Source organism: Trichocoleus sp. AS-A1 (assembly GCF_039962015.1).
Taxonomy (GTDB): domain Bacteria; phylum Cyanobacteriota; class Cyanobacteriia; order Cyanobacteriales; family FACHB-T130; genus FACHB-T130.
The window spans coordinates 1-22334 of sequence record NZ_JAMPKG010000049.1; the positions used below are offsets into that span (position 1 = coordinate 1).

General features: G+C 42.9%; 16 protein-coding genes and 1 pseudogene. 10 read left to right on the plus strand and 7 right to left on the minus strand.

The window, feature by feature from the left end:
• The 3 genes and pseudogenes from NC994_RS24810 to NC994_RS24820 all read right to left on the minus strand — a co-directional run.
• A pseudogene (locus tag NC994_RS24810) lies at positions 1-74 on the minus strand (IS1 family transposase); the annotation flags it as partial.
• 16 nt (positions 75-90) lie between these two features.
• Complete coding sequence (locus NC994_RS24815) at positions 91-474, minus strand: restriction endonuclease subunit S (RefSeq protein ID WP_190440382.1); 384 nt, start codon at positions 472-474, stop codon at positions 91-93.
• Positions 468-2876, minus strand: a complete 2409-nt coding sequence (locus NC994_RS24820; protein ID WP_190440385.1) for a type I restriction-modification system subunit M — start codon at positions 2874-2876, stop codon at positions 468-470. Before NC994_RS24820 ends, NC994_RS24815 begins: the two co-directional genes overlap by 7 nt.
• 857 nt (positions 2877-3733) lie before the next feature.
• Here NC994_RS24820 and NC994_RS24825 point away from each other — a divergent pair.
• The gene (locus tag NC994_RS24825) at positions 3734-5167 is read left to right on the plus strand and encodes an ATP-binding protein (RefSeq protein WP_190440387.1); all 1434 of its coding nucleotides are present in this window, start codon (positions 3734-3736) and stop codon (positions 5165-5167) included.
• Entirely contained in the window at positions 5164-6156 is a 993-nt protein-coding gene (locus tag NC994_RS24830) for an O-methyltransferase (RefSeq protein ID WP_190440390.1), read from the plus strand. The genes NC994_RS24825 and NC994_RS24830 overlap by 4 nt, the downstream gene beginning before the upstream one ends.
• 406 nt (positions 6157-6562) lie before the next feature.
• Here the strand turns inward: NC994_RS24830 and NC994_RS24835 are convergent, their stop codons facing one another.
• A complete protein-coding gene (locus NC994_RS24835) occupies positions 6563-6967 on the minus strand; it encodes a CU044_2847 family protein (protein ID WP_190440393.1) in 405 nt (134 codons plus the stop codon).
• 175 nt (positions 6968-7142) lie between these two features.
• Here NC994_RS24835 and NC994_RS24840 point away from each other — a divergent pair, with 175 nt between their 5' ends.
• The 3 genes from NC994_RS24840 to NC994_RS24850 all read left to right on the plus strand — a co-directional run bounded on the left by NC994_RS24840 (position 7143) and on the right by NC994_RS24850 (position 12033).
• Positions 7143-11543, plus strand: a complete 4401-nt coding sequence (locus tag NC994_RS24840) for a caspase family protein (RefSeq protein ID WP_190440395.1) — start codon at positions 7143-7145, stop codon at positions 11541-11543.
• A 125-nt stretch (positions 11544-11668) separates the two neighbouring features.
• The gene (locus NC994_RS24845) at positions 11669-11842 is read left to right on the plus strand and encodes a hypothetical protein (protein ID WP_190440397.1); all 174 of its coding nucleotides are present in this window, start codon (positions 11669-11671) and stop codon (positions 11840-11842) included.
• Positions 11821-12033, plus strand: coding sequence for a hypothetical protein (locus NC994_RS24850; RefSeq protein WP_190440400.1), 213 nt, complete (start codon positions 11821-11823; stop codon positions 12031-12033). Before NC994_RS24845 ends, NC994_RS24850 begins: the two co-directional genes overlap by 22 nt.
• Here NC994_RS24850 and NC994_RS24855 read toward each other — a convergent pair.
• Positions 12018-12242, minus strand: coding sequence for a ribbon-helix-helix protein, CopG family (locus NC994_RS24855; protein WP_347276957.1), 225 nt, complete (start codon positions 12240-12242; stop codon positions 12018-12020). The two genes, NC994_RS24850 and NC994_RS24855, sit on opposite strands and share 16 nt — an antisense overlap.
• Before the next feature lie 209 nt (positions 12243-12451).
• Here NC994_RS24855 and NC994_RS24860 point away from each other — a divergent pair, with 209 nt between their 5' ends.
• Together NC994_RS24860 and NC994_RS24865 are read left to right on the plus strand one after the other, a co-directional pair.
• Positions 12452-12718, plus strand: coding sequence for a hypothetical protein (locus NC994_RS24860; protein ID WP_190440402.1), 267 nt, complete (start codon positions 12452-12454; stop codon positions 12716-12718).
• A 195-nt stretch (positions 12719-12913) separates the two neighbouring features.
• Positions 12914-14833 (plus strand): TnsD family Tn7-like transposition protein, encoded by a 1920-nt coding sequence (locus NC994_RS24865; protein WP_190440404.1) that lies wholly within the window; start codon positions 12914-12916, stop codon positions 14831-14833.
• Between the two features lie 707 nt (positions 14834-15540).
• Here NC994_RS24865 and NC994_RS24870 read toward each other — a convergent pair.
• Positions 15541-16698 (minus strand): HNH endonuclease domain-containing protein, encoded by a 1158-nt coding sequence (locus NC994_RS24870; RefSeq protein ID WP_199299796.1) that lies wholly within the window; start codon positions 16696-16698, stop codon positions 15541-15543.
• Positions 16699-17499: 801 nt separating this feature from the next.
• Here NC994_RS24870 and NC994_RS24875 point away from each other — a divergent pair.
• Positions 17500-18309, plus strand: coding sequence for a methyltransferase domain-containing protein (locus NC994_RS24875; RefSeq protein WP_190440406.1), 810 nt, complete (start codon positions 17500-17502; stop codon positions 18307-18309).
• Positions 18310-18344: 35 nt separating this feature from the next.
• On the opposite strand, the gene dxr is transcribed toward NC994_RS24875, so the two are convergent.
• The gene (gene dxr / locus NC994_RS24880; RefSeq protein ID WP_190440443.1) at positions 18345-19541 is read right to left on the minus strand and encodes a 1-deoxy-D-xylulose-5-phosphate reductoisomerase; all 1197 of its coding nucleotides are present in this window, start codon (positions 19539-19541) and stop codon (positions 18345-18347) included.
• A 175-nt stretch (positions 19542-19716) separates the two neighbouring features.
• On the opposite strand from dxr, the gene NC994_RS24885 reads away from it, so the two are divergent.
• Both NC994_RS24885 and NC994_RS24890 read left to right on the plus strand, forming a co-directional pair.
• Positions 19717-21006, plus strand: coding sequence for a mannosyltransferase family protein (locus NC994_RS24885; RefSeq protein ID WP_199299798.1), 1290 nt, complete (start codon positions 19717-19719; stop codon positions 21004-21006).
• Positions 21007-21344: 338 nt separating this feature from the next.
• Positions 21345-22325, plus strand: a complete 981-nt coding sequence (locus tag NC994_RS24890; protein WP_190440408.1) for a methyltransferase domain-containing protein — start codon at positions 21345-21347, stop codon at positions 22323-22325.
• Positions 22326-22334 lie beyond the last annotated feature (9 nt).

The window sequence follows — 22334 nt, forward strand, 5'->3', positions numbered from 1 at the left end:
CAAATGTAATTTTGCTTACCCCTTCTCTTGCCGTTTTTACGGATATGAGTAGATTGACAGTCTGGGCATTGCATCAAAACCAACCCTAATTCATCCCTCTATTATGCAATGCCGATTAATGTAATTGGTTAGAAATCTATTGTCACACTGCATTTTGGGAAATACGACAACTAGCCGACCAATAGCGCCATAAGAGCCAATTCGACTGAACGCAGTTCCCAATCCAACGCCTCTACCTACTACAGTAAGGCTATTGCCGTTAAACTCTGCATAATCGTAGTAACCGTAAAGTCCCTTATTATCAACTGTATTTGAGTAAACTGGGTACTTATATTTAGCGTCCTGCTCAGTTGAGAAGTGAGCTTCATTTACATCTTTTCCAACGGAAATATTTGCTACTTCACCAATTGATACAACTGTCCAATCTTCAGGTATAACGCCAACTTCTGTCTGCTTATATCCTTCCCTCACCACGCCATCCCCATTTTCTTCAAATGAGCCTCCACCCGACTTGTCAACTCATCCACCCGACTTGTCAACTCTGGCAAAGGTGTCTCATATCGTTCTGCCAACTCCTTAATCCGTTGCGTCAACCGTTGCGAGATCCGCTCCATCTCTGAATTTATCGCTTGTTGCAGCGTCACCATCCACTTATCATCTACTACCAGGACTTTAATCTCGTCCTGCGTTAAATCCCCGTATTTTGTTAACACATATTTATTTAAAAATTGAGTCAATGCTTTGACTTCTTTAGTAACTTCTGCCTCTTGCTCAATCAGTTTCAAATAATCCTTTAACACCTTTAACTCATCGGCAAAGGTTGCATCATTCTTGATTGTCTTAATGCGATCGTTGACATTTGCTTTCGTAATTTTGCCACTATCATTGGTGGCTTCTTCCAGCAAACCCTCCTCGCCACCGTGTTCTTCTTCCAGTTCCTCTTCCTGGCGAACAATTTCATCCCTTTTCGCTTCCAGTTTTTCAATCTCCGTCTGTTCAGTTTTGAAATAACGGTTAATCATCAACTCTTTGGGAATCAGTTCGCAGATATAATCTGTAACTGCACCTTTTTTATTAGTCACCGCTTTCAGTTCAGCCTTCCAGCCATCCTCTACCAGAATATAAACATCATCCTTCATGCTCTCCACCCAATAAGTCATAAGGTGCTGATAAACATCGTATTTATCAATCAGACTTTTTCCGGTAAAAGCTTGCAACAAATCTTCTGAAAGACTGTAAATAATATCTTTAGGATGATTTCCCGGTTGGATGGCTTTCAGCAAAGGTGTATGTTTTGCTTGCCACCCTTCAAAAACCGCCTGAATTTCTTGCCCATAGCTAATAAATTCGGGATAGTCAAAAATGCAGGCTTTCACCTCCTCTATGGAGATTTTTAGCTTTAAATATCCAGGTCGATCTGCTATTTCAAATAGCTTCTGTTTTAGGGTTGGATACACCTGCCAATACTCACTCAACGCCTCAACGTCTCGCTTGGGAATTCCTCCCAACAGATGCGCCTCAATATCCTGAATATCTTCCTCCTCCTGGCTATCGATGTAGCGAGGAATATTCAGGTTGTAATCGTTTTTGGGATCTGCAAGTTCTTCAAATGGCACGAAGCGGGAATACTTCGGAATCTCTAGCTGCCGATTAAACACATCAACAATTTTGTGAATATCCTGATCCCGCAATCGGTTCTTATTGCCATCTTTGACAAAGCCCTTGCTGGCATCAATCATAAAAATGCCCCGGTCTTCCTTGGCATTTTCCTTGTCCAGCACGATGATGCAAGCAGGAATCCCAGTTCCAAAAAACAGGTTAGGCGGCAAGCCAATAATGCCCTTAATCACACCCTTGCGAATCAGGTTCTTGCGGATCTCTGCTTCGGCATTGCCCCTAAACAAAACCCCGTGAGGCAGAATAATCGCCCCCTTACCCTTACTTTTGAGCGACTTTAGCAGATGCAACAAAAAGCCATAGTCGCCATTTTTCGCCGGAGGGATACCATCCTCAAAGCGCTTAAATTCGTCTTCAACCGGGTTAAATCCATTACTCCAAGCTTTTGAAGAAAAAGGCGGATTGGCAACAGCAAAGTCAAATTGTTTCAGGCTCCCATCTGCTTCTCTAAACAGTGGGTTTGCCAACGTGTTCCCTTGCAAAACGTCTGCCGTGGGATGCCCGTGCAGAATCATGTTCATCTTAGCCAGGGCGCGAGTCGCGTTGTCCATCTCCTGCCCATAGATGGTTAACCCCCGTTCTGCTTCATCCGCCGCCTTCAGTAACAACGAACCGCTGCCACAAGTCGGGTCATAAATTGTCTGATCCTGACTTTGGGCAGTATTGACCCCAATTACCTTAGAAATAATCCGAGACACTTCCGCTGGAGTATAAAACTGCCCTTTGCTTTTCCCCGACTGGGTAGCAAAGTTCCGCATCAGGTACTCGTAGGCATCCCCTAACAGATCGTCCCCATCTGCCCGGTTCTTACTAAAATTTAGGTTCGGGTCATTAAAGATGGCTACCAGGTTAGAGAGCCGATCCTGCATCTCCTTACCTTTGCCCAACTTGTCAGCATCATTAAAATCTGCAACATCAATAATGCCCTTCAGGTCATTGGCTTCGGCAAGTTTGGCAATAATTTTATTGATTTTGTCCCCAATTTCTTTATCGCCTTTCAGCGCCACAATATTTTGAAAGCTTCCCCCATCCGGGACTTCAATCAGGGCATCCTCTACCCCTGCATAGCGGTCAGAAACATATTTAATGAACAATAATGCCAGTACGTAGTCTTTGTATTGCGAGGCATCCATGCCACCCCGCAACTCATCACAGCTTTTCCATATTGAACTGTAGAGTTCGCTTTTTTTTAATGCCATCTTGTGCCGCCTACAATAGCGCGTGCTAGGTTCTCTCTGCTAGACAGCCCTAGAACGCAGTCAATGATTCTAGCTCGAACCACAAGCAGCCAGCAAAGAGCTAGTAATATTTCACAACATCCAAATCTACAAATATCACAGCTTACTGAGGCAAGCGTGGATAGCCAAAGCTAGAGACTACAACTATCAAGTCGCTGATTCTACCTAGTGACCTCAATGCCAGGGTCATCCGGACAGTAAGCGTAACTGAAGGCGATCGCACCCCGATATCGCTGGAACCCAAACTTTTCCAAAAGCGCGATCGCCTTCGCCCGATTTTATATACACAGATTCTGCTCTTGTCAATCGTGTTGGAGCTTCTCCTCGGTCGGTTCAGGTACGCGAGTTAGGCGACTGTCGGGGTTCCTGCCGACACAAGGAGATTTATATTTATCACGCTCCGTGTGGCTATGCTACCGTGAACGATGATGAGTATGTGGTGGTTGACGAGTTGGTGCATCTGAATTGAACCGCACCATAATCAGGGGTTTTGGGATAGGGTGGAGCGGATTTTGAGTGATTGGTGCGATCGCAAACAGTGGCTAGCGGGGAGTGGAGTGAGTTATAACCTTTAGGGATGAGAAGTGGGAGCGATCGCTTTTTATGGAGAGGTGGCGCGATCGCATTCATCAACGCTTGCGAGAGAACCTCAGAAGCTTTGAGCGGTAGATGAGTCTGTTTGACGATTCAGCAAAAAGTGGCTCATAAAGGCAGATCAGTGTTATCACCTTAATTGAGGACAGTTAGCAATAGCGCTCACTTTATAGGGAGAGATGAGAGCAATTACAGGTAGTTGTTAGCTAAAAATGGAGCAAGTTATGAGCGAACAAAAGCTACCGAGTGAACTAAACGCATCACCTACAAAAAGCTTTTTTGTAGAAATGCTTACTCGCGATATTGAACTTGAAGATGCAATTCTTGATCTTTTAGATAATTGTATTGATGGAATACAACGAATTATCAAAGATAAAGATAATTATACTTCCGACGAGAAGCCTTATGAAGCTTTTTGGGCAAAATTGACTTTCTCGAATGAAAATTTCACAATTGAGGATAATTGCGGTGGGATACCAATAGATGTAGCTCAAAGCTATGCTTTTAGAATGGGAAGGCCTAATAATAACGTCGATAATGATGTTTATACAATTGGGACTTATGGTATTGGAATGAAAAGATCCATCTTCAAAATGGGTCGATCAAGCGAAGTAATATCACAAACAGAAACTGATTCTTTTAAAGTTACTATTCATCCTGAGTGGCTAACCGATGATAAGAATTGGAATTTACCATTTGAAATTATTGAGCCTGCTTTGAAGGAAAATGGAACATTGATTAAAATAGCTGACTTATATTCTGGTATTATCAATGCATTTTCGTCACAGCAATCCATCCTAGTTAACTCTCTTGTAAATAAAATTTCTCATCATTACAGCTATATCCTTTACAAAGGTTTTACCGTCTGGATTAATGAAAGAAAAATTGCTCCAAAGCCTTTGAATCTTCTCTGGGATGGTGTTGAGCAAATGGACAAGCCAAGTATTATTGCTCCATACCTTTATGAATCAGAGAAAAATGGAGTTGATATTAAACTGGCAATTGGTTTTTATAGACCTACTGCTAGTGAGGAGGAGGTGGATGATGAGATGGCAGGTAATAGGAGGAGTAGCGAAGCCGCAGGTTGGACTATTGTCTGCAATGATCGTGTAGTGCTGTACTGCGATAAAACCCGTTTGACTGGCTGGGGAGAAGAGAGAGTTCCTAGCTATCATCCTCAATTTATTGCAATTTCAGGAGTTGTATACTTTCGCAGTAAAGATGCAAGAAAATTACCCATCACGACAACAAAAAGGGGTATAGATGCATCTTCTGATATCTACTTGTATGTGAAAGATTTCATGAGAGAAGGGCTGAAAATATTTACGTCATACACTAACAAATGGAAAACAAACATTGTTGAGGAAAAGACGAGAGTAGAGAAAGCCCAGCTTGTTGATCCAAATAAACTTTTTCAAGAGATTCCAGCTCAAAATTGGATAAAAGTTAGACATAAAAACAATGAAAGAAAGTATATTCCTTCTCTACCTGTGCCAGAGACCCAAAATGGTCAATCTCGTAAAAAAAATATAAAATTTTCCAGACCCAATCAAGAGATTAAAATAGTTGCTGAATATTTATTTGAAGACTCTGAGCGTGAACCTTCAGAAGTTGGTAATGAATGCTTTGAAAAAGTTTTGAGAGAGGCTAAGCAATGAGTGGAGCATCAATTCCTTATCACTTAAGACCTAACAAAGCAATTGATAGATATGCATTTCTAGAGTTACTATCAAAAGTAGATAAATATAGAGACTGCGATATTTCTCAGTATAAATATGTGGGTTTTGGTGGTCATTCATTGGAGGACTTTAAATATATTCATTCTCGATTTGGAATATGCAATATGATTTCTATTGAAGAGGATGCAGAAGTCTATAATAGACAAAAATTTAACCAGCCTCATAATTGTATTGATTGTCTTCACCAATCTAGCGACGATTTTACCAACGAATTTCAAACAACAGACCCAACTATAATTTGGTTAGATTACGTTAAACCATCTGACCTTAGAAAGCAGATTGAGGAATTTCAGGCTACTATCAGCAAGCTAAATCCACTCGATATTATTAAAATTACTGTCAATTCTCATCCATCATCTTATGTACCATCTGGCAAAGGAATGGATTCTTTTACGCTTCAAGATGCCAGAATTGAAAAGTTGAACAAGATGCTAGGAGATATTTTTCCTTCTGCTGACGTGACAGTAGATATGATGACCGAGAAGAAGTTTCCAGAAGCGCTTTGTCTGGTTTTAAAATATGCTGCTAATTTAGCAATGGCGGGACAATCTGATATTTACTTTCAGTCTCTAACTGCTTTTTCATATGCAGATGGTCAACAAATGCTTACAGTGACAGGCATCCTACTTGAGAAAACTAAAAATCAAGAATTTTTCAATCAAACAAATATAGATAAATGGGAACTTAGTAATATAAGCTGGAAAAAGCCGCGACGAATCAATGTGCCGGATTTAACAATTAAGGAGCGATTGTACATTGATTCGCGTTTGCCAAACTCTCAAGCAAAGGCAATTCAAGATGAGTTAGGCTTTTTATTTGATTCCAAGGAAAGTATATCGATTGAAATGTTGGAAACTTATATTCTGTTTTATCGCCAATCACCATACTTTTCAAGGATACTTGTTTAGTAAAGCAAATAAATTAAACAAACATCTAAATTCCACTAGCTCTATAAAGCTTGTAAAACATCACTAACAAGCTTTATAGAGCCAATAACTAAAACCAGATATCTTGCTCGTCAATCTGAGCATTCTGCTCATTAGCGCAACTGATGGTGATAACGCCTTCCTCCGCTCACACATTCGCTTCAAAATCAACACTTTTACCAAATTAGCGCTCATTTACCATCAATCCCCACCCAACTTTTCCAGCAACGCTTGGCACGTCTCAATCTGCTGCTGTAATTTCTGGATGCGATCGCACCTCGGAGGATGAACGGATGCGATCGCAGTGCAACCCACTCATTTCACTTTGCTCTTACTGCAATAGACACTATCCGCTTTCCCCCTTGTGGGTTGAGGGAAAGCCAAGCAGTTATTTCGTTTCAGGTTTCTGTTCGTCTCTATCAGGAAATGAACACTCTACTGTAATTTTTAGGTTACTTTTTGCTGTGCCTTTGGTAACATAAGGAACGCCTGCTTCGCCACCGAGTTCGATACCAAACTCTAAGGTAACTTTATCTACGTTTGCGATCGCGACTTTCTTAAACGCACTCAACGTATAGACCGTGTAAGCTTGAATCGTTTTGCTAATCGGTGCAAAACTTTCAAGAACTTGCTTTTGAATTTCAGCAGGATTTACTGGTCCCCTTTTAACAGGTTTGGTTTCCTGGGAGTCGGCTGCTTCGCCGTCGCTGGCTTCCAAGACATCCACCTCTTCAGTAACTTCTATGTATATGATGGTTTCGTCATCGAGCTGGATAGGTTTGAGTTGAGCCATAGTCAGTAAAGTTTAATTCTTTTCTATATTTTGTAAATAACAAGGTGAGTCAGAACCAGACCCCTTGACAGGCGTTCTTGAATTGGCTATTAACCAGGAAGTTGGTGCATATTGTATCGTATGAGGTCTTTACAAGCCGATTAGTCGATCGCGTCGTTACTTTAAATAATTACTCATGAGCCGGGAAGCCCTGGTTGTTGGAATTAACCTCTATAAGAAAATAACAGGATTTAATTCTTTGAAAATCCCCTCAGAAGATGCGGCAAAGATTGCCCGAATTCTAGCAGAGGAGGGCGACTTCTCAGTGCGGCAGTTGCCTGAAGCGGTAAAGGATGAGGCAATTCAGGTTGGACAGCAAGGCGGGGTGACTCAGAAAGAACTGATAGATGCCCTGAAGCAATTATTTATCCCCAAGGGTAAGAATATCCCAGATACCGCACTCTTTTATTTTGCAGGACATGGGATTCTTACAGAAGAGGGTTTAGTTCCAGAAGGCTATTTAGTAACTAGTGATGCCAATCCTGCCGAGGGCAAATGGGGATTGTCTCTTAAGCAGCTACGCGAACTATTGGAAGGCAGTGAGGTTCGCCAGCAGTTAATCTGGCTCGATTGCTGTCATAGCGGAGCATTGCTCAATTTTAATCAAGCCGATCCGAAGGATGCAGGGAAGGCACGCGATCGCTGTTTCATCGCGGCATCACGGGAGTTTGAGCCAGCCTATGAGCAGCTTCAGGGCAATCATGGAGTCCTGACAGGTGCTTTATTACAAGGGCTAGACCCTGACCGATGTCCGGCGGGGCAGTGGGTGACTAACTTATCACTGGTTAATTCTATTCATCAGGTGATGGAGGTAGAGCGCGGACAGAGGAAAATCCCTCAGCGTGCTGTTTATAACAACCTTGGTGGTGCAATTCATCTGATTCGAGGACGGGCACAGCCTGAGAAATCCTCAGAAAATGCTGTTTCAGAGGAATGTCCCTATCAGGGGTTAAAGGCGTTTGAAGAGGAGCGAAAGCAATTCTTTTTTGGTCGGCAGCAGGTTATCGATAAGATTCGACATAAGCTCAATCAAAAGCCGTTTGTTCCTATCATTGGGGCTTCGGGGAGTGGGAAGTCTTCAGTCGTCCGTGCTGGATTGATTCCCTTGCTCAAGGAAAGGGAAAGTGGCTGGCGGGTGTTAAAACCGATTAAACCAGGGATTGAGCCATTGACGGAATTGAGAGGAGCTTTTAAGGAGTTTTTTCAAGGAGCAAAAGAGAAACAGCTTTATGGCTTCATCAAAAATGACCCGGAAGGCTTACTTAAGCTAATTGAACGTCTCCCCGATTCAGAGCGGTTCTTGTTAGTTATAGACCAGTTTGAAGAAGTGTTTACGGTTTGTCCTGTAGAAGAGGACAGGCGGCGATTTATTGAGCTAATTACTCAGGTGGCTGAGATCCCCGATTCCCGATTGGCAGTGGTTACGACAATGCGGGCTGATTTTCTGGAACCTTGTTTGCAGTATGAATCGCTGACGCAGTTAATCCAAAATCAAGCGATTTATATGCCGCCGTTGATGGGTGGAGACTTGGAAAAGGCGATCGCAAAACCAGCAGAACTTCAGGGTTATCGCCTAGCGGATGGTTTGCTGGGTGAGATGCTCAATGATGTGAAAGGTGCGGGGAGTTTGCCGTTGTTGCAGTTTGCGTTGACGGAGTTATGGGAGAAGCGCGATCGCCAAAACCATCAGTTGACTCTAGAGCAATATGAGGCAATGGAGGGCGCGATCGGGTCGTTGAATCGCCATGCCGAAAAGGTTTACACCTATAAAGATTTTTCAGAAGATTCCCCGACAGAGGAACGAACAGAGCAAGAGCAGGAATGGATTAAGCAGATATTTTTAAAGCTGGTGCGAACAGGTCGAGAGGAAAAGGATACCCGCCAGCGACAACCCAAAGGCACATTGTTAGCTATTGCTGGAGATAACCTAGAGGATCGGGAGGCGCTGAATGAGGTGATTGATGAGTTGGTGCAAGGGCGGTTGTTGGTGACTGGGGAAGCGGAGGAAAAAACAGACATTGCTGACTCGGTTGAAAATACCAAGATGATTGATTTAGCCCATGAAGCCTTGATGGAAGGGTGGACGCAGTTTGCCGAGTGGCGTAAGGAAGACCGTCAACTACGACGGTTGATTGATCGGATGGACGATGCGCTGCGGGAATGGGAGAGGCAGCCAAAGGATGAAAATTTAATGATGGGGGGATTGCTCGCTCAAGTCCGGCAGGAATGGCAAAACTTACAACCTTATCTACAACAGACCCTTAAGGACTTTTACCAGCGCAGTGATGCCCACGAACAAGAGCGCAGCGCCCAATTACAGCAAGCACTGCAAGCACCGACTGAATCTAAGTTGCGAGAGCAAGCTGCCAGAGTGCAGAATTTACTGCCTGTCCAACCGTTAGATGGGTTGGTGCTGGCAATTCAAACAATAGGGTTGAATTTTGAGCAGTTGGGTGAAGGGAAGATTCTCGCTCCCGTTCAGGACAGTCTCAATCAAGCGATGACAAGGGCGAGAGTGCCAACAATTACCTTGCCAGGGCATGAGGGTTCTGTCAGTTCAGTCGCGATTAGCCGGGATGGCAAGCTGATTGTCAGTGGGAGTTATGACAAGACCGTGCGATTGTGGGACATCTCTGGCAACCCGATTGGTCAACCCTTGCGAGGGCATGAGGGTTCTGTCAATTCAGTCGCGATTAGCCCAGATGGCAAGCTGATTGTCAGTGGGAGTAGAGACAACACCGTGCGCTTGTGGGACATCTCTGGCAACCCGATTGGTCAACCCTTGCGAGGGCATGAGGGTTCTGTCAGTTCAGTCGCGATTAGCCCAGATGGCAAGCTGATTGTCAGTGGGAGTAAAGACAACATTGTGCGGTTGTGGGACATCTCTGGCAACCCGCTTGGTCAACCCTTGCGAGGGCATGAATATTCTGTCAGTTCAGTCGCGATTAGCCCAGATGGCAAGCTGATTGTCAGTGGGAGTTATGACAACACTGTGCGGTTGTGGGACATCTCTGGCAACCCGCTTGGTCAACCCTTGCGAGGGCATGAATATTCTGTCAGTTCAGTCGCGATTAGCCCAGATGGCAAGCTGATTGTCACTGGGAGTAGAGACAACACCGTGCGCTTGTGGGACATCTCTGGCAACCCGCTTGGTCAACCCTTGCGAGGGCATGAAGATTTTGTCAGTTCAGTCGCGATTAGCCTAGATGGCAAGCTGATTGTCAGTGGGAGTCACGACAAGACCGTGCGATTGTGGGACATCTCTGGCAACCCGATTGGTCAACCCTTGCGAGGGCATGAGGGTTCTGTCAATTCAGTCGCGATTAGCCCAGATGGCAAGCTGATTGTCACTGGGAGTAGAGACAACACCATGCGATTGTGGGACATCTCTGGCAACCCGCTTGGTCAACCCTTTCAAGGGCATGAAGATTTTGTCAGTTCAGTCGCGATTAGCCCAGATGGCAAGCTGATTGTCAGTGGGAGTTATGACAACACCGTGCGCTTGTGGGACATCTCTGGCAACCCGATTGGTCAACCCTTGCGAGGGCATGAGAGTAATGTCTTTTCAGTCGCGATTAGCCCAGATGGCAAGCTGATTGTCAGTGGGAGTAGAGACAACACCGTGCGCTTGTGGGACATCTCTGGCAACCCGATTAGTCAACCCTTGCGAGGGCATGAGAGTAATGTCTTTTCAGTCGCGATTAGCCCAGATGGCAAGCTGATTGTCAGTGGGAGTAGAGACAACACCGTGCGCTTGTGGGACATCTCTGGCAACCCGATTAGTCAACCCTTGCGAGGGCATGAGAGTAATGTCTTTTCAGTCGCGATTAGCCCAGATGGCAAGCTGATTGTCAGTGGGAGTAGAGACAACACCGTGCGCTTGTGGGACATCTCTGGCAACCCGCTTGGTCAACCCTTGCGAGGGCATGAGGGTTCTGTCAGTTCAGTCGCGATTAGCCTAGATGGCAAGCTGATTGTCACTGGGAGTTGGGACAGCACCGTGCGGTTGTGGGACATCTCTGGCAACTCGCTTGGTCAACCCTTGCGAGGGCATGAAGATTCTGTCAGTTCAGTCGCGATTAGCCCAGATGGCAAGCTGATTGTCAGTGGGAGTTATGACAACACCGTGCGGTTGTGGGACATCTCTGGCAACCCGATTGGTCAACCCTTGCGAGGACATGAATATTCTGTCAGTTCAGTCGCGATTAGCCCAGATGGCAAGCTGATTGTCAGTGGGAGTGATGACAACACCGTGCGGTTGTGGGACATCTCTGGCAACCCGCTTGGTCAACCCTTTCGAGGGCATGAAGATTTTGTCAGTTCAGTCGCGATTAGCCTAGATGGCAAGCTGATTGTCAGTGGGAGTTGGGACAGCACCGTGCGGTTGTGGCGAGGTAGTTGGCGGGCGTGGCTCGAAGTCTGTTGTAACCGATTACGTTACCATCCCGTGTTTAAAAATGCTCAGACTGAGGTGGAGAAGCAAGCCTGCGAAACTTGCCAAAAGTATGTCTGGAGTCGAGAGGAGAGTCAAGAGTAGGAGTTAGGGGAGAAGTGCGATAACCCCAGCTTCAGCATTCCTAACGACAGCTTGAGCGGTGGTGACAACGGGTGAAGCGAGACTAATCAAAACCTGCTTTTCACAAACGCGATCGCTCAACAGTTATGCAGATTTTAGGAACTGCGATCGCTCTTCAGCAATGGTTGTATGGGTTGCGATCCTATTTTAATGAGGTGAAGATGCGATCGCCAGAATGGATGACATGGGGGTGCGATCGCTCATTTATTCCCTCCCAACTTTTCCAGCAACGCTTGCCATGCCTCAATCTGCTGCTGTAATTGTTGGATGCGATCGCCTTTGGCATGAAGTAAGGATGCGATCGCTGATTCATTCCCTCCCAACTTTTCCAGCAACGCTTGCCATGCCTCAATCTGCTGCTATAACTGCTGGATGCGATCGCACTCCTCATGCTACACGCGATCGCGCCTTGGAAAAATTAAGGGACGCGATGCCTCATTCATCTTGCTGACCCTGACTCGGCAAAATTTTCTCCTGCCCCTGAGCTTGCTTAATTGCTCGCTTCAAAATTAACACAGCCATTTGAGACAAAGATCGCTCTTCTGCATCCGCCAAGCGTTGCAGCGCTTCCTTGTCCTCTTCATCCATGTAGAGAGTCACGGTGACTTTAGCCATGTCCTCAATCATAGGCGTTTCTGCGGGTTCTTCCGTTCGATACACAGATACACACAGAAACACCCAAAAACTGTGTTATCCTAACTGCCATCAACGCTTCCGCTTAAAAGTCAAAAGCCAGCGCCCAACTTTTCACGGCTGACGCTGGCTGATGGCTCCCTAATGCAAGGAGACTTTAATAATGGTAAAACCAGTGAACTACAAGAGCGATCGCGCTGTCACCCCTATTCCAATGGGTAGCAACTAGCCACGAAATGCTAACAGTCGCAATTCAGTTTTTGATTATTCGTCAACAATTAGCGAATCAACAGAATTATTCGTCTCAACTGGATTGTGGTGTTATAGAGGCGCAGATACAGCGAATTGAAACGGCTTTAGACTGCATTACCAAAATCAATACTTACTTAACTAATTTACGGACTAACACTGACGCAATTCAGACGCAAGCCAAAGCACTCAAAGCTGAAATCCGTAGCGCCCTCGAATCAATCCAAGAAGCTATTCGTGTTGTATCTGATTAAGGAAAGTGAGCTAAATTATCTTTTAAAAAAAACTATGCATTTACGGTAAATCATCAAGGCATTGTGGAGGGGGATAACACTCGAACAATTCCCCTAATAGCTTGTTTCATTACTATTTCAGCAACAGCTAATTGCTTGTTGTCCAATTCAGATTAATCAAAATCTGCTAGATGATTTGGGCATTTCCCAGACTATATGGTTAGTTTCTTCCCTAAACCTTATCCAGATGAAATTTTATATAGTGTCATTGCTCGTTATCACATTAGAAGTGGCAATACGAGTCCAAAAATTACACTCCAAGAGTTATTCGATTCACAAACTACTGCGGCAACAGTAGATTTACCATCGAACCTGAATAATTTAATTCAAAACCTACAATTTATCTCAAACTACCAAGTTGAAGATTTGATATATAAACATACGCTCTACCCTTTATATAGTCCTTTCTTGCCTGCAAATAGGTCTAACCAGATTCTGAAATCTATGAAAGGAGATTCTGGGGGAGATATTCATACAAGAGCCGGAATTATGGCAAGCTCAATTACTATGCCAAAATATTTTCGATTTTGCCCCTCCTGCCGGGACGAAGACTTGAAAAATTATGGTGAACTTTACTGGCATCGCATCCATCAAATACCAGGAGTTTTAGTTTGTCCGTTTCATAGTGAAGTTTTGCAAGATAGTCTATTTTCCTTACAAGGCTTTAATAAACATGAATATTATGCAGCTAGTACCGACAACTGTTCTCTCACTAAAGAACAAAGTATTTTTAGCCCTGAAACCCTGAAAAAGTTACTGGTATTAGCCAAAGATTCTTGGTGGTTATTAAATAGTGAAGTAGCTTCTCAAGAGCCGCAATGGTTTCGTAAACAGTACACTAATCTGATGATTGAGCAGAGACTAGCAACTGCAACTGGTCGAATCCAGCAAAAAAAACTAATAGATAGTTTTTTGTTCTTCTATGGCCATGAAATGCTCAGTACAGTTTATTCACTGGTAACTGACAAAAATACAAACAACTGGATCAGTAGTATTGTAAGAAAGCATAGAAAATCTTTTCATCCTATCAGACATCTACTGATGATACGTTTTTTAAAAAAATCAGTAGAGGATTTTTTTAAACAAGACACTGAATATAAGCCTTTTGGTGAACCCCCCTGGTTGTGCCTCAATGCTGCGGCAGAGCATTACCGTCAACCAGTAGTTACCAATTTAGTAATTACTTTATGCTGCGATACAAAAAAGCCTGTAGGTACTTTTTCGTGTTCTTGTGGCATGGTTTATTGCAGGACAGAACTTGATGAAACGGATCGTGACAAACTTCGCATCGGTAAAGTCAAGACATTCGGTCAACTATGGGAACACAAGCTGAAAGAATTTGTGGAAGTTGAAAAGTTAGGTTTGCGAGAAACAGCCAGAAGATTAAATGTTGATCCCGGAACCATCAAACGCTATGTATCTCTGCTAAAACTGACAACGTATTGGCAGACTAGAAAGGAAAATGACTTTGTAGGCTTACAGGAAGCACCAGAAATACATCCCAATTCTACAACTGAACTCAAATTCAAACACAAGCAAGATTGGATAGCTTTACAAGCACAAAATCCTGAAGCTTCAAAAACAACGCTGAGAAAATTAGTGCCAGCAACCTATATCTGGCTGTACAGGAATGATAGGGAATGGCTAAATCAAAACTCACCCGCATTACAAGTTGCTGTTCCTTCTGTTGTGAGAGTTGATTGGCATAAGCGAGATCGGCAAGTTCTCACTCAGGTTCAAGAGGGAGTGCGATCGCTACTTAACACCGATAAACCAGAGAGAATTTCTATTAGTAGGATAGGAAAAACTGTTGGCTTACTCGGACTACTGGAACAACACCTTGACAAAATGCCTTTAACCAAGGCTTATTTGGAATCAGTAGTTGAAACTGTAGAAGCATTTCAGATGCGCCGAATCGAGTGGGCAATCAAGCAGCTTGATGAATGTGGTGAAGAAATTATGCGCTGGAAGATAGTCAGAGTTGCTGCTTTGCGAGATGATTGCTCTCAAAGAGTCAACACATTTCTGGAAAGTGAACTTGACAAAGCATACAAGAAAGAAAGAGAGATGAAGTGAATTACGAGCTTCTAAAGTTTACAAATTCATGCGGTTAAGCGCCGCATATAACAGGAGCAGCGGCAGGCTCACCAAGGATATCCTGCTTATACTTATTTATTAAAGCAAGCGATTGAGGATAGTCATCTCGTACCCTATTTGCTCTCCGAGCAGATAGACAATTTAGATGTGGTTCGCATTCCCAGCTACTTGGACATTGCTGGAGGTTAACACCTAGGGCAATCGCATCCCTCCCAAGGGAACTTAAAGAGTACGTTGTATGCAAAAATGGCGATCACCTGTAAAACCAAGAAATAAATTGTCTATAAACTTTACAGAGTATGCCTTTTAAGAATTGTTCAACGGCTTTATTTGTCAATATGAGGAACATTTCAGAAATTGTTCAACTTTATTTTTATGAGGTCTCGTAAGTTGAACGCAAATACAATGGTTACAAGCGTTCAAATTGTTTAACCGAATTATTCCTCTACAATTGGTGTAAAACAATAAAAAAGTCGTATAACAAATAAAAAAGTTTTACACTTTATCCTGTAGGTGCATATGCAAGCATCTACAGGATCTTTTATTTCTAGAAGCAAGCAAGATTGGCTCTTATTCTATTTCCATTTGACGCAAATTACAGGCTTCTCCTAAGAGAATAATACCATGAACATTAAGGTTTCAAGACCTTATTCCTTTCTGATGACTGTCATCAAAAATAATTGATTCTAGGTGATGTCCTTTCCTACTGGCTTATATAACCAATCCGGTCTAAAGCCTTGAATCGTTGCTAAAGATAGTAATGGTTTAATAGTAGCTTCATAAGCATTTCTTAACTTCTGTATATCCCCTAAATCTTCAATGCTGTTTAATTTTAGCCCATTGATGTAACCCTCAATATATTTATCCAATTTAGATCCAGACAAAAGTTCTTTTGATATCTTTAAACCTATATATTGAAGTTCCAAAAAATCATCAAAATACTCATTAGATGGAAGATTGTTTGACTTAGTAGAATTTACCTTTGCAAATGTTGGTATTAAATTCCATAATTGATCGTGAGCCACAAATGACCAAGGCAAATAATGATCTAAGACTATTTTTTGTTTGTCCAATTGGATTTTAGAGTATATACATTTAATATCTTGGTCTTCTTCCGTGTTGGCTAAAATCTTTTTCCAATGTTTTCTATGTTTCGATAAATCGCCTTTTTTTGGTAGCATAAATATTTTCTTAGCCACATTAGGGGTATTGGGATTTCTTTCCTGCATATATTCAAGCCATTTCCAAGATACCCATCCCCTAACAATTGGATAGTTTTCAGAAATATATTGTACCCAGTCTTGATGTAAAACAATAGCTGTACTATCTCTTTGACTTTCTCCGTTAAACCGATAGATAGGTTTTGTTACTTCAACTTCAGGGTTGGCAAGCTCAATTAGGGTTTGATTTGCTTTAGCATCGAGTAAGCCCTCAGTCTGCTGAGCAAAAAAAGGACGAATAAGACGGAATGGGACATATCTACTTATAGAAATAATACTCTTATCAAGTTTTCGAGATCGAATGGATTCTCTTAACTGATGTTTATTTGGATTTTTATTAGTCTCTAGGTTAAGAGAATCTAAGTGATTAGCAATTTTGTCTTGCCTTCCAAAAGAAAGTTTAAAGTAATTGTGAGGATACCAAGCATTAGCCAGCATCTCTATAATTATTTCTTGGAAAGTAATAGATGATGAAATATCAAACTGTTTTTTTTCAAGGATGTCTAACAGAGACAGAAAAAAAAGATATTTGTAAGAGTTAGTAGCTTTGTCAAAAATTCGAGATAACGCTGAAACATTGACCCGAGCTGATTGGGGTAGCTCTTGAATTGAAGCTATATGCATAGTTTCTGTAAAATCCCTAAATAGGCTTGCATAAAGTCTGTTGCAGTAGACGGATTGATCTGGTGTAAGGCTTGGACAATCTCAGTAACGGTCTGAGCAGTAGGATCTGTGTGTTCGTGAAACTAACGGAAGACAATCGGACGTTCTATGCCCAATCCTTTAGCCAGTAAGCTTTGGCTGATGTTGTAAGACTCTAATACCTGTCTCAGTGCTTCACCGGCTTTCCCCATAATTCAATTATGACAAAGTAGGTATCCTCTTAGTTAACCTTAATATTAGCAAGTTTAATTTTTTATCATAATATGATAAAAAGTGGATAGGCTATGGTATAAATTATGCGGCAAATATTTCATGGCGTGATTTGTGAACAAAGGGTAAAACCTAGTTTTGCTTACTAAGCTTGCTGCCACACTTGTTGTAAGGCTTAATGTCAATTCATTTATTAGAAACAGTACTCTACCCAATTGGAGCAATGTCTTTCATAAAAGATAAATGTCAGCTCAGTTTCCAAATTTATTTTTTAGGTACTGCAAAATTAGAATGAAAAATAAATACTTTCACGCTGGGTAAGCTTCCAATTTTATTATTTTTTTACATTCTTAGGAACCACGAAGACGCTTAATACACGAAATAAAAAAAGAAGATTTTATCAATTAAAAATGATAGCTATATATAGAAATACTTTCGCCTTTAATAACGGCAAAATCCTCGCCTCTCTTTCTCTGCGTCCTAAAGCGGTTCACGTTTTTACAACTGAAATAAGGATGCTGTAATCGCATAAGTTTATAACTTTATTGAATTATGAATAATTACAAGCAACAGGTAATTGAATTTTACAATAGTAGAACTGCCTACGATTTCGAGGAAGGGACACGCCATCCACTTGAAGCTAAGCTCCTACTTGAATCTGTCCCAATTCAGAAGGGACAAACAATCCTTGATGTTGCCACAGGGACGGGTTTAGTGGCGATTTCCGCTGCTCAGAAAGTGGGTTCCGAAGGCAATGTCATTGGCATAGATATGTCTCCGGGAATGCTCCATCAAGCTAGAGTTAAAGTTGAAGCAGCTTGCTTACAAAACATCGAGTTGATTGAGGCAGATGCAGAATCAATCAACTTTAATGATGGTAGTTTTGATGCTATTTTTTGCTGCGAGGCAATTGTACTTTTTCCTGATATTCCTGCTAGTTTGCAAAAGTGGTATTGCTTCCTGAAAACGGGAGGATTTGTAGCATTTACGTGTCCTCCCGAAACAGCTTATCAGGGAGATGTTTATCGGAATATCTGCGCTAGAGTATTGGGGATATCGCTGCCACACATTCTCGAAACACTCGGTACTCCAGAAAAGTGTCGTAATTTGCTACAACAAGCAGGTTTTAGAGATATCGAAATCAAAATTGAGCCGTCTGGACGGTATCGCCATCTAAGGGATGACGAATTATCCTGGAAGGGGATTAATTTAAGTTTTAAAGGCAATCCGCTGCTGGCAAAACTATCACCGGAACAATTAGAGCAGTTCCAAGTTGAGTACAGAGCAGAAATTGATAAACTAACAACCGAGCGAGGAATCTGGGAAGATACTACAAAATTCTTTGTTCGGGGTAGAAAATGAGTTGGTGAGTTATTAAAGGAAGACTAGAAAATTCTCTAACGCACGACTGCGGCGCTACTACCTTTGTGCAACTGCTGACTCACCTCAAGTGCTTCCTGCCTTGCCCATTTATCGGCGGCAATAATGTCATCGAGAGTAGGAGTTGAGCGGTTTTGGGAAGTAAAGCGATCGCAAACTGATTCGATGCAACGAGGAATATCCAAAAATTGAATTTTTTCTTCTAAAAATAGCGCCACTGCCTGTTCGTTCGCCGCATTCAAAACAGCAGGCATCGAACCCCCGGCACGACCCGCCGCATAAGCCAATTGCATACAGGGATACTTCTCGTGGTCGGGTTCCTTGAAAGTGAGATTCCCAGCTTTCACCAAATCTAGCTGTTCCCAGTCGGTATAAATTCGCTCAGGCCAGGATAACGCATAGAGTAGCGGTAAACGCATATCAGGCCAACCCAACTGAGCTAAGACTGACGTATCTTGCAACTCAATCAGCGAGTGAATAATGCTTTGGGGATGGATGACAATCTCGATGCCATCGTAATCCATGCCAAAGAGGAAGTGCGCCTCAATCACTTCCAGACCCTTATTCATCAACGTAGCGGAGTCAATGGTGATTTTGCGACCCATCGACCAATTGGGATGCTTCAGGGCGTCTGCAACCGTGACTGAGGCTAATTTCTCGACAGGTAAATCGCGGAAAGAACCACCAGAAGCCGTGAGCAAAATCCGTCGCAAGCCGCCTTTGGGGACGCCTTGGAGACACTGAAAAATTGCAGAATGCTCCGAGTCCGCTGGCAATAGCTTCACGCCATGTTTCTCTACCAGCGGCAGCACCACGGGGGCACCCGCAATCAAAGTTTCCTTATTCGCCAAAGCAATATCTTTCCCGGCTTCAATCGCGGCAATGGTCGGTAATAACCCCGCACAGCCGACAATTCCGGTGACGACCGTTTCTGCATTGCCGTAGCGGGCGACTTCAACGACCCCAGTTTCCCCACTTAACAGAATTGGCTGGGGGTCGAGGTCTGCGATCGCTTCTTTCAGTTCAGACAATTTGTCTTCTTGACAGATAGCGGCTATTTCCGGTCGGAACTGCCGAATCTGTGCGGCAAGCATTGGCACGTTGCGCCCTGCTGCCAACCCCACGATTTTGAACTTTTCCGGGTTTTGAGCCACAATATCTAGCGTCTGAGTCCCGATAGAGCCAGTGGAGCCAAGGAGAGTAATCGCTTTCACAATCATTTAAGGATTCAGGGGCAATTCCACTATAAATTGCTTGGGGTTCATCCTTAACATCTCATCTGAGCGGATTGATAAAGATCGGGGTATTATTACTGACCATAAGCCCTCAATCGTGGGCTGGATGAGTGTCAATCAATAAGATTGGGAAGATCAACTGAGTGGGGCATCTATGCAAAAATACGCTGCAACTGTGGAAACCACTGCTGTTGAAAAAAAGGAGATATGGGCGAATGGGTTCGTCTTTGCAACGGCAATCTGGCTAAGCAGCCGACTCATCATTGCGATCGCAATGATAGCGATCGCGCCTGCACTTCCAAGTCCCTCAGGGGTTATGCCTACATCTGGCTGGGGAGTTTTTGAGGGCTGGGATAGCATTCATTATCGAGCGATCGCTGTCTCTGGTTACGAATACGCGAATGACGGACAAGGACATAATGTTGCTTTTTTCCCCGTTTTCCCTTTACTCATCCGGGGAGTGATGACCCTCGGCTTGCCGTTTGAAGTCGCAGGCACGCTCGTAAATAATTTGGCATTATTAGGAGCGATCGCCCTTGTATACTTTTGGGTCGAAGAACGTCATGGTAGAAGTGCTGCACGGTGGGCAAGTGCCGTATTAGCTTGGTGTCCGTTTTCCCTCTTTGGAACGGTAATTTACACGGAAGGGCTATTTTTATTCTTCAGCACTGCGGCTTTACGAGCCTTTGATAAACGCCAATATGCCTGGTTATCCCTGTGTGGTGCATTAGCAACTGCCACCCGTCCCACCGGAATTACCCTCATCCCCGCCTTTCTGATTGCAGCGTGGAAAGAACGCAGACCTCTCATCGCCTACGTTGCCAGTCTAGCGACTGCGGGAGGGTTGCTTCTATTTAGTTTGTATTGCTGGATTCGATTTGCAGACCCTTTCGCGTTTATTCAAGCACAGCGAGGATGGCGACCTTCAGTTGGTTTCGATTGGCAGGGTTGGTGGAAAATGCTGATGCAAATTTCGATTGGTACAGCGAATTGGAAGTATGGCGGGATTAAAGATCCTTGGCATCCGCTACTGTTTTTAATCCTTGTCGGCTGTGCCTATTTGCTGTGGCGATTCCGTCAAAAATTAGGTTCGGTTAAAGTTGGATACGGCTTTTGTGTTTTATGGTTAATTTTGTGGTTACAAGCAGGCGATCCGTTGATTAATACGGTTTCGTTAGTAGGGGGTGGCTACTTGTTATGGCACTTCCGGAATCAACTCAGTTTAGTGACCGTATTTTATGGCTTTTGCGGCTTGGGGTTAATTTTGTCCTCCGGAGGAACTTGGTCGATTGGGCGGATTGCTTACGGCATTGTGTCACTTGCGATCGCGCTTGGTTTATTACTTTCCCGCCACCCGCGTTGGGGATATGCCACAATCGGCTTTTTTACCGTCTTACTTGTCCCTCTATCCATTCGATTTGCCCAACACCTTTGGGCAGGATAAGAAAAAACCAAAAGGCAAAAGGAGGGGTGAAATCTTCGCCCTTACAAATGCGATCGTCCAGCTATTAAATTTCCCTAAAATGCTGTGATTTTTGCACTATCAAAATCAAATCAACTTTCACTAAACCAAGTTTTACAATAACCGCGACCAGTATGCTAAATTCACAATAAACTAATCCGATGGCTTTATATAGCAATCCTGAAAATTTGCGATCTTCTGTAGAGATGCGATTAATCGCGTCTCTATTAAGGCGAATATTGGCGTACAACTCAAATAAAGTTGCTATATATCTCTAATTTTCATTCTAAATTATTTTCGATTAATATTTGATTCAAAATATGGAAAACTCATTACGAAACAAAAAGCTTCTAGCGTTTAAAGTTTTTAGGTATGTAATATTTTATCCCTTCGACTTACTTTTAATTTCAACTTTTTTAACGGTTAATTCCTTCTATCAGCTAACCAAAATCAAAGTAAATAATGAAAACTATATAATTAACCTTTATAAATATTTGATTAATTCACCTCCTTTAGATGAAGAAGTTCAATTTTATTTAAAAAAGCTAGATTCCGGTGAAATAACACGGACATCATTAGTCTTTTCATTTTTGATGATTCCTGCTGAAACTGAAAGAAAGTTATTCAAAACGAATGGAATTCTTTCCCACCATTTAGCGCGTTTAACCCTTGTCCGAGAACACCTTCCTCCTGCTAAGGTCATATTGGATCTTGGGGGTGCTGCTGGTCATCTCATAGAAGGAAGCTTACTAGCGATGGGATATCCTTCTATTCCCGATCGAGTCCACATTATTGATTTGCCTCCTGAACAAAGAATGTTCGGTTCCGCTATCCTACCTACAAATGAAGTAACAACGCCTCAAGGCACTAAAGTAACTTATTATTATCAATCCATGACGGATTTATCTAATTTTGAAAATGAAATAATTGATCTCGTTTGGTCAGGACAGAGTATTGAACACATTACGGAAAACGAAGCGGAAAAAGTATATATGGAGGTTCATCGGGTCCTAAAACCGGGAGGCTATTTTTGTCTAGATACTCCCAATCGAAAACTTACTCGTTTACAAGTTAGAATGGGTTTTGTTCATCCAGAACATAAAATCGAATACTGTCCAGAAGAATTAATTAACGACATAGAAAAATTTGGATTTAAAGTCGTAGATAAAAAGGCTGTCTCCCCGATGCCTTTTAGTTTAAGAACGGGAAGATTTAGTCGCCTAGAACTGATTGATGCAGTTGGACTGAGTGAATCTCCTGATGAAGGATATTCTTTTTATTTAAAGTGTCAAAAGATTTAGCGTCTAACT